Genomic DNA, 8,197 nt, shown 5'->3' with positions numbered 1-8,197 from the left:
CCTCGGGGGAGTCCATCTTTAATGGACGGGGGCAGCGCCCCCATAATTGGGCGGTGCGTGGTTGCGCGCACCGCCCAAGTTCTTAGAACAAGCCTTCGATCTGGCCAGCATCATTCAAACGAATGTTTTCCGCGGATGGAACGCGTGGCAGACCCGGCATCGTCATGATTTCACCGCAGACAACGACAACAAAACCTGCGCCCGCGCTCAACCGCACCTCACGAATTGGCACCGAATGCCCGCGCGGCGCACCGCGCAAAGTCGGATCCGTCGAGAAGCTATACTGCGTCTTCGCCATGCAGATCGGCAGTTTGCCATACCCCTGCTCTTCCCAAAGCTTGAGCTGATCGCGGATTTTCTGATCCGCAAGCACATCATCAGCGCGATAGATACGCTTCGCGATTGTCTGGATTTTCTCCATCAACGGCATGTCATCAGGATAGAGCGGCGCAAACTGCGACGCGCCACTTTCCGCGATCTCGGCAACGCGGGTTGCCAACGCTTCGGAGCCTTCAGAGCCAAGTTCCCAATGACGCGACAGGATCGCTTCGGAACCTTGGGTCGCAACATAGTCTTTTACGGCCTGCACTTCTGCTTCCGTGTCCGTTACAAAATGGTTGATCGCAACAACGACGGGAACTCCGAAGGATTTCAGGTTGCCGATGTGCTGGCCAAGGTTCGCACATCCCTCTTTGACCGCAGCAACATTCTCTGTACCAAGGTCGGCCTTTGCAACGCCGCCATTCATCTTCATCGCGCGAACAGTCGCAACCAGAACGACGCAATCAGGTGCAAGGCCTGCTTTACGGCATTTGATGTTCATGAATTTCTCAGCGCCAAGATCCGCACCGAAACCCGCTTCGGTCACAACGAAGTCCGCAATTTTCAGCGCTGTCGTTGTCGCAATAACAGAGTTACAGCCATGCGCGATGTTCGCGAATGGGCCGCCGTGCACGAACGCAGGGTTGTTTTCGAGCGTCTGAACGATATTCGGCTGCATTGCGTCTTTCAGCAAAACCGTCATCGCGCCTTCGGCTTTGATATCACGGCAGAAAACAGGGCTGCGATCACGGCGATAGGCGACAATCATATCACCAAGGCGCGTCTCGAGATCTTTCAAATCCTTCGCAAGGCACAAGATCGCCATAACTTCCGAGGCCACGGTGATGTCAAAACCACCCTCGCGCGGGAAACCATTCGCAACGCCGCCAAGGGATACATTGACCTGACGCAATGCGCGGTCGTTCATGTCTACAACGCGCTTCCACTGAACGCGGCGGATGTCGATATCACACTCGTTGCCCCAATAGATGTGATTGTCGAGCATCGCAGAGAGCAGCGAATGCGCAGAAGTGATCGCGTGGAAGTCGCCTGTGAAGTGCAGGTTCATGTCTTCCATCGGGACGACTTGCGCGTAACCGCCTCCCGCTGCGCCGCCCTTCATACCGAAGTTTGGTCCAAGCGATGCTTCGCGAATGCAGACCGCAGCTTTCTTGCCGATACGGTTCAGACCATCGCCAAGACCTACAGTCGTCGTTGTCTTGCCCTCGCCCGCTGGCGTCGGGTTGATCGCCGTTACCAGGATCAACTTGCCGTTTTTATTGCCTTGAACAGAGTTGATGAAGTCCTGAGAAACCTTCGCTTTGTCATGGCCGTAGGGCAGCAAGTCTTTGCTTTCGATACCCAGTTTCATACCGATCTCCTGGATCGGTTTCTTGTTCGCTTCGCGGGCGATCTCGATGTCTGATTTATATCCCATGGGTCTTACTTCCTGTTGAAAAAGTGGAGCTGACTATTCGGCAGCGATTGTTTGGACAGCCTCGACGCGCACCGCCGAGAATTTGAATTCGGGAATCTTCCCGTATGGATCGATGGCCGGATTGGTCAGCACATTGGCTGCCGCTTCGACATAGGCAAAGGGTACAAAGACCATGTCTTCGGACACAGCACGGTCCGCCCGCGCCATGATTTCGATTGCACCGCGACGTGTTGTCAGGCGCACCATACCGCCCGGCTCTACGCCCAAAGCGCGCAGCGTTTTGGGATGGAGCGAACAGTTCGCCTCGGGCTCGACCGCATCCAGAACCATGGCGCGGCGGGTCATCGACCCTGTGTGCCAATGCTCAAGCTGACGACCCGTTGTCATAATCATCGGGTATTCTGCATCTGGCGCTTCATCCGGCGCGATGACCGAGGCTGGGGTAAACTTCGCACGACCACCAGCGCGCGGGAAACCATCTCCAAACACAATCGCTTGGCCCGGATCAGTGGGGGACAGCGAAGGATAGGTCACAGTTTCGGTCTTGAGCCGCTCCCACGTGATGTTGTCGAGCGACTTCATCACCTGCTTCATCTCTGCAAAAATCTCGCTTGGATCTGTATAGGTCCAGCCAAGGCCAAGGCGCTGTGCCAGATCGACAGTGATTGCCCAATCCTCGCGCGCCTCGCCAGGGGGCGGCACCGCAGGGCGCACGCGCTGGACTTGGCGGTTGGTATTGGAAACTGTGCCGTTCTTTTCATAAAGCGCCGAGGCGGGCAGGATCACATCGGCGAAGCACGCGGTTTCCGTCAGGAAGATATCCTGCACAACCAAATGTTCCAGCTTTGCAAACGCATCGCGCGCATGTTCCACGTCAGGGTCCGACATTGCAGGGTTTTCGCCCTGAATATACATGCCTTTGATGTTGCCCGCGTAGGCCTGATCGACGATCTCGGTCACGGTCAGACCACGTTTGTTGGACCAATCCTCATCGCGCCCCCAAACACCAAAGATGTCTTCGCGCACGGCGTCATCTTCAACCGAGCGATAGTCCGGCACGAACATCGGAACGAGACCCGCATCGGACGCACCCTGCACGTTGTTCTGACCGCGTAGCGGATGCAGCCCCGCGCCCGGGCGGCCCACTTGGCCAGTCATGAGTGCAAGCGAGATCAAGCAGCGCGAATTATCGGTGCCGTGGATGTGTTGCGACACGCCCATGCCCCAGAAAATCATTCCCGCTTTCGCACCCGCAAAGGTGCGTGCAACGTCGCGGATCACGTCTGGTGCGATGCCGCAGATCGGTTCCATCGCTTCGGGGCTAAACCCTTTCAGATGCTCCTTTTCGGCGTCCCAGTTTTCGGTGTGGGCATCGATATACTCTTGATTATAAAGACCTTCCTCTACAATCACATGCATGATCGCATTCAGCAGGCTGACATCTGCGCCCGGGCGGAATTGTAGCATGTGCGACGCATGACGACGCAGGCCAACACCGCGCGGATCCATAACAATCAACTTGCCACCACGCTTGGCAAACTGTTTGAAATAGGTCGCCGCGACGGGGTGATTTTCAATCGGATTGGCCCCGATCACAATCGCCACATCGGAATTCTTAATCTCGTTGAACGTCGCAGTCACCGCACCAGAACCGACGTTTTCGATCAAGGCCGTCACTGAGGACGCATGGCACAGCCGTGTGCAGTGATCGACGTTATTGTGCTGGAAACCCTGACGGATCAGCTTTTGGAACAGATAGGCCTCTTCATTGGTGCATTTGGCCGATCCAAAACCGGCAACCGATTGCCCGCCATGTGCTTGGCGCAACTTGGCAAGGCCACCCGCCGCGCGCTCCATCGCCTCTTCCCACGTGGCTTCGCGGAAATGCGTCAGCACATTGCCGGGGTCGACATTCAGCCCCTTTGCAGGCGCGTCATCACGGCGGATAAGCGGCTTTGTCAGGCGGTGATCGTGGTGGATGTAATCGAAACCAAAGCGTCCTTTGACGCAAAGGCGTCCCTCATTCGCGGGGCCGTTGATGCCCTCGACATACTTAACCTTGTTGTCTTTAACCTTTAGCGAAACCTTGCAGCCAACACCGCAGAACGGGCAGACGCTTTCAGTTTCGCTATCGAAATCCTTGCTATCCCCGACCTGCGCATCATCGACAACTGTGGACGGCATCAGCGCGCCCGTCGGGCAGGCTTGCACGCATTCGCCGCAAGCGACGCAAGTGCTATCGCCCATGGGATCGGCAAGATCGAAGGTCGGATAGGAATTTTGCCCACGACCCGACATGCCGATCACATCGTTGACCTGTACTTCACGGCAGGCGCGCACGCAAAGACCACATTGGATGCAGGCATCAAGGTTAACAGACATGGCAACATGGGAGTTGTCGAGCAGCGGAATACAGCCCTCTTCCATCTTGGGAAAACGTGATACATCAATCCCATTCGCATCGGCCATGTCCCAAAGATGGGAAGACTTGTCGTGCGAGACTTCCCGCTCTGGCTGATCCGCCAGCAGCATCTCCACAACCATCTTGCGCGCAGATTCCGCACGGTTGGAATTGGTCGTGACAACCATGCCCTCGCCCGCTTCGCGAATGCAGGACGCCACCAAAGTGCGCTCTCCCTCGACCTCAACCATGCAAGCACGGCAGTTGCCGTCAGGGCGATAGCCCGGCGCGGGTTTGTGGCAAAGGTGCGGGATCACAAGCCCACGACCGTTAGCGACTTCCCAAATGGTCAGGCCTTTGTCGGCTGTGACCTGCTCACCATCGAGCGTGAATGTGACTTGATCGCTCATGCTCTACACCTCATCCGCAAAGTGTTTCATCGTCATCCGGATAGGGTTCGGGGCCGCCTGCCCTAAACCGCAGATCGACGCATCGCCCATGGCGTTGCACAGCTCTTCCAGTAGCGGTTGATCCCATGTGTCGGCCTGCATCAGCTTGACTGCTTTTTCACAACCTACGCGGCAAGGCGTGCATTGACCGCAGCTTTCATCCTCGAAAAACCGTAGCATATTGAGCGCCGCGCCGCGCGCGCTGTCTTTGTCCGACAGGATCACAACAGCAGCAGAGCCAATGAATGTGCCAAGCGGTTGCAGCGTGTCGAAGTCCATCGGCACATCATTGATAGACGCAGGCAAAAGCCCCGCGGACGGGCCGCCCGGCTGATAGGCTTTGAACGCATGGCCCTCAAGCATACCGCCAGCAGCCTCGATCAAATCCATGATGGTCGAACCTGCGGGCAGCAAATGCACACCGGGGTTGTTCACCCGGCCAGATATAGAGTAGCTGCGCAAACCTTTGCGACCGTTCTTTTCAGTGGAGGAAAGAACCTCGGGGCCTTCGCGCACAATCCGCGTGACCCAGAGCAGGGTTTCGACGTTGTGCACCAGCGTTGGTCGCCCGAAAATCCCGACCTGCGCCACGAACGGTGGGCGATGACGGGGCAAACCGCGCTTGCCTTCGATGCTTTCAATCATCGCGCTTTCTTCGCCGCAGATGTAGGCACCCGCGCCGCGGCGTAGGTCGATATAGCCTTTTTCGACAATGCCTGCCTCTTCCAGCTTGGCAATCTCATGCGCCAGAATATGCAAAACCGCAGGATATTCATCGCGCATGTAGATAAAGCATGTCTCGGCCTCAACCGCCCAAGCCGCAATCAACATACCTTCAAGGAAAAGATGCGGGGTGCGCTCTAAATAGTAACGATCTTTGAATGTGCCCGGCTCGCCCTCATCCCCGTTCACGGCCAAATAGCGGGTGCCCGCATTGGCGCGCACAAAGCCCCACTTTTTGCCAGATGGAAAGCCCGCGCCGCCAAGGCCACGCAGACCCGCGTCGAGTACGGTGTTCTGGACCTGCTCCCAATCGCCATTTGCGCGGAGCTGTTTCAGCGATGCATAGCCGCCTGCTGCCTCATATTCTGCAAAACCCTCATACTGAGGAATATCCGCATGGGTATGGCCCGCGGCTATCGCCGCCGTCACCTTTTCGGGAGTGGCATGATCGATGTGGTGATGGCCCAGTTCCAACACCGGCGCTGTATCGCAGCGCCCCATGCAAGGCGCACGCAGAACGCGCACTTCGGATGCATCAAGACCGCTTTCCAATGCAGATTTCAGCGCCTGCGCACCAGCCAATTCGCACGACAAGGAATCGCAGATGCGGATTGTCAAAGCTGGCGGAGGTGTCTCGCCCTCTTTTACCACGTCGAAATGCGCATAGAAGGTGGCGACCTCGTAAACCTCGGCCATGGACATACGCATCTCTTCAGCCAAAGCGCGCAGGTGTGCTGCGCTTAAATGGCCGTGGGCATCTTGGATCAGGTGTAGGAATTCGATCAACAAATCAGCGCGGCGCGGGCGATCCCCCAACAGCGCGCGCACGTCTTCCCAAGCGAGATCGTCCAGCTGGCGGCCTTTGGGCGTATGGCGCCCTTTGCCTTTGCCAGATTTCCAAATGCCTTTACGATCATTCAAAGCCACACGCGCACCCTCCTGAACGGCACGCGACGTGCCGTAGTGTTTCGATCCTTCCTACGGCATGGAATGTCATACAGTCACTCATTCGAGACAATATTTGCCCCAAAAACGGAGTCGTTATCGCTTGCAGCTGGAAGAATTTCACATCGGAAACGTAAAAGCGCCCCGCAGAGCAATGCTGCGGGGCGCTTTTTCAATCAAAAAGGGCCGATCGGCTTATTCAGCGACGACAGATTCCAGATAGGCCGCCACATCTTCTCCGCCATCTTTCAGCTTGAACGACATCTTGGATTTCGCCGCGCCGTCATCCAAATATTCCTTCAGGAACTCTTTTGGATCAGCAGAAAAGCTTGCAAGGTTCTCGGCGTCCCAAACAAGGCCCTTTTCACCAGCATCTGCCAATGACTTACCGTATTTGAAACCCTCCTGCGTACCTGCGGCACGACCAATAATACCGTATAGGTTAGGACCCGTTTTACCGCCCTTATAGATCACATCATCGCCATTCGCGATTGTGTGACAGGACTTACACTTCTTGAACGTCTTTTCGCCCGCTGCGGCGTCGCCTTCGGCAAAGGCTGGTGCTGCGAACACAGTCGCTGCAAGTAGTGCTGCATATTTGAAGCTCATTATCATCTCCTAGGTTCGTGATTTGAAACTCTATATTGAGATAGATAAGCATTTCACACGCGGTTCAAGCCCCAGCGAAAGCCATCTTGACGCAGGCAACAAAATGCCGCGCATTTTCACACTATGTAAGTTCAGACCAAATCGGCTGATCCGGGATATGCAGGCGCAGGCGCATACCGACCTTTAAGGTCCCTATCTGCTCGACCGATGCGGTAACGCCGCGCCGGCCTTTGGCGGATGCTTTGAAATTCTTTCCAAGCCCCGGATTTTGCGCGTCGATAAACGGGGCAGGCAAATGGCACGGGCGGTTTTCCATATCGATGACCAAGCCCGGCCCGCCATCCGCAACAAGGCGCGATGCGGGTGGAACATGACTCCAATCCGGGATGCCGTTCAGCATCACCGAAGCACCGATCAAATCAGGAGTAAGCGTGTCTACGCCCATGTTCGCCGCGATCTGTTCCAGTTCCTCTTGTGACACGATGGATAGCTGGCGCGCGTTCTTGATGTCCGTATAGCGCGGATATTGTTGAATGACGCGGCTACAGGACGGGCGCGTCAGCCCTGCGTGAAACTCCCCTTCATACCCTGCAAAACTAAGCGGCATTTCATCCAGCGCGCGTGAAGTCAGATCAGCGCCGCTATCTGCGACCGAACCAAGCCAGACAACAGTTGCATAGTAATCGGTGGGTTTAAGCGCCGGCATGGTGCCTCCTGTTTTTGATGGCTTCACAGTGCCGCGCTGCGCGCGCGCATTCAATCCAGAACTTGTGATTTCAACTATCACCAACGCAAAAGAAAACCCCGGCGCTTGGCCGGGGTTTCAGTATCTTATGAAGAAGGTTCAGGTTCCATCCCGCCCGTGGGCTTGGCCCGCGGTTTGGTTTTCGGAATGGCCGTCACGCTTGGTGCGTTGCCTTGATTTGGCGTGTCATCTTCGTCAGAGCCCGAATTCGGGGCCTCGCCGTTCATCACACGTTTGATCTCATCGCCAGTCAGCGTTTCATATTCCAGCAAACCTTGCGCCAGACGTTCCCATTCTTCGCTTTTCTCGGTCAGAATGCGGTGCGCTGTGGCGTAGGCGTCATCAATCAAACGCTTCACTTCGCCCTCGATCAACTCTTTCGTCGCAGCCGAGATAGAAAAGCCGCCAGCGCCGTTGCCGTTATAGCCTTCATGCGCTTGCTCATAGTCGATGTTGCCGACCTTGTCAGACATGCCCCAACGCAGAACCATTGCACGCGCCAGACCAGAGGCCTGCTGAATATCACCCGCAGGGCCATTGGATACATTATCCGCGCCGTACTTGAT

5 protein-coding genes and 1 pseudogene are annotated in these 8,197 nt (G+C 56.3%); all 6 read right to left on the bottom strand.

Going from position 1 to position 8,197, the window contains the following annotated elements; translation table 11 throughout:
* Nucleotides 1–82: 82 nt before the first annotated feature.
* Nucleotides 83–1,759: a formate--tetrahydrofolate ligase gene (locus WBC85_RS14450; protein ID WP_424438694.1), complete on the bottom strand. Its 1,677-nt coding sequence runs from the start codon at nucleotides 1,757–1,759 to the stop codon at nucleotides 83–85.
* Nucleotides 1,760–1,792: 33 nt separating this feature from the next.
* The gene (gene fdhF, locus WBC85_RS14445; protein ID WP_424438691.1) at nucleotides 1,793–4,570 is read right to left on the bottom strand and encodes a formate dehydrogenase subunit alpha; all 2,778 of its coding nucleotides are present in this window, start codon (nucleotides 4,568–4,570) and stop codon (nucleotides 1,793–1,795) included.
* Between the two features lie 3 nt (nucleotides 4,571–4,573).
* Entirely contained in the window at nucleotides 4,574–6,259 is a 1,686-nt protein-coding gene (locus WBC85_RS14440) for an NAD(P)H-dependent oxidoreductase subunit E (protein WP_424438688.1), read from the bottom strand.
* A gap of 213 nt (nucleotides 6,260–6,472) precedes the next feature.
* Entirely contained in the window at nucleotides 6,473–6,886 is a 414-nt protein-coding gene (locus WBC85_RS14435) for a c-type cytochrome (RefSeq protein WP_424438685.1), read from the bottom strand.
* Nucleotides 6,887–7,007: 121 nt separating this feature from the next.
* Complete coding sequence (locus WBC85_RS14430) at nucleotides 7,008–7,592, bottom strand: MOSC domain-containing protein (protein ID WP_424438682.1); 585 nt, start codon at nucleotides 7,590–7,592, stop codon at nucleotides 7,008–7,010.
* 125 nt (nucleotides 7,593–7,717) lie between these two features.
* Nucleotides 7,718–8,197: pseudogene (locus WBC85_RS14425) on the bottom strand (ATP-dependent zinc metalloprotease FtsH); the annotation flags it as partial.

Origin of the sequence: Planktotalea sp. (genome assembly GCF_049680325.1) — a bacterium.
Lineage (GTDB): Bacteria > Pseudomonadota > Alphaproteobacteria > Rhodobacterales > Rhodobacteraceae > Planktotalea.
Note: the sequence above shows the minus strand (reverse complement) of the source record. Positions and strands in the feature narration are given on the sequence as shown.

Bases quoted from the DNA above. Each gene is read 5' to 3' on its own strand.
- fdhF (WP_424438691.1), bottom strand. From the start codon at position 4,570: ATGAGCGATCAAGTCACATTCACGCTCGATGGTGAGCAGGTCACAGCC.
- WBC85_RS14435 (WP_424438685.1), bottom strand. From the start codon at position 6,886: ATGAGCTTCAAATATGCAGCACTACTTGCAGCGACTGTGTTCGCAGCA.
- WBC85_RS14430 (WP_424438682.1), bottom strand. From the start codon at position 7,592: ATGCCGGCGCTTAAACCCACCGATTACTATGCAACTGTTGTCTGGCTT.
- WBC85_RS14450 (WP_424438694.1), bottom strand. From the start codon at position 1,759: ATGGGATATAAATCAGACATCGAGATCGCCCGCGAAGCGAACAAGAAA.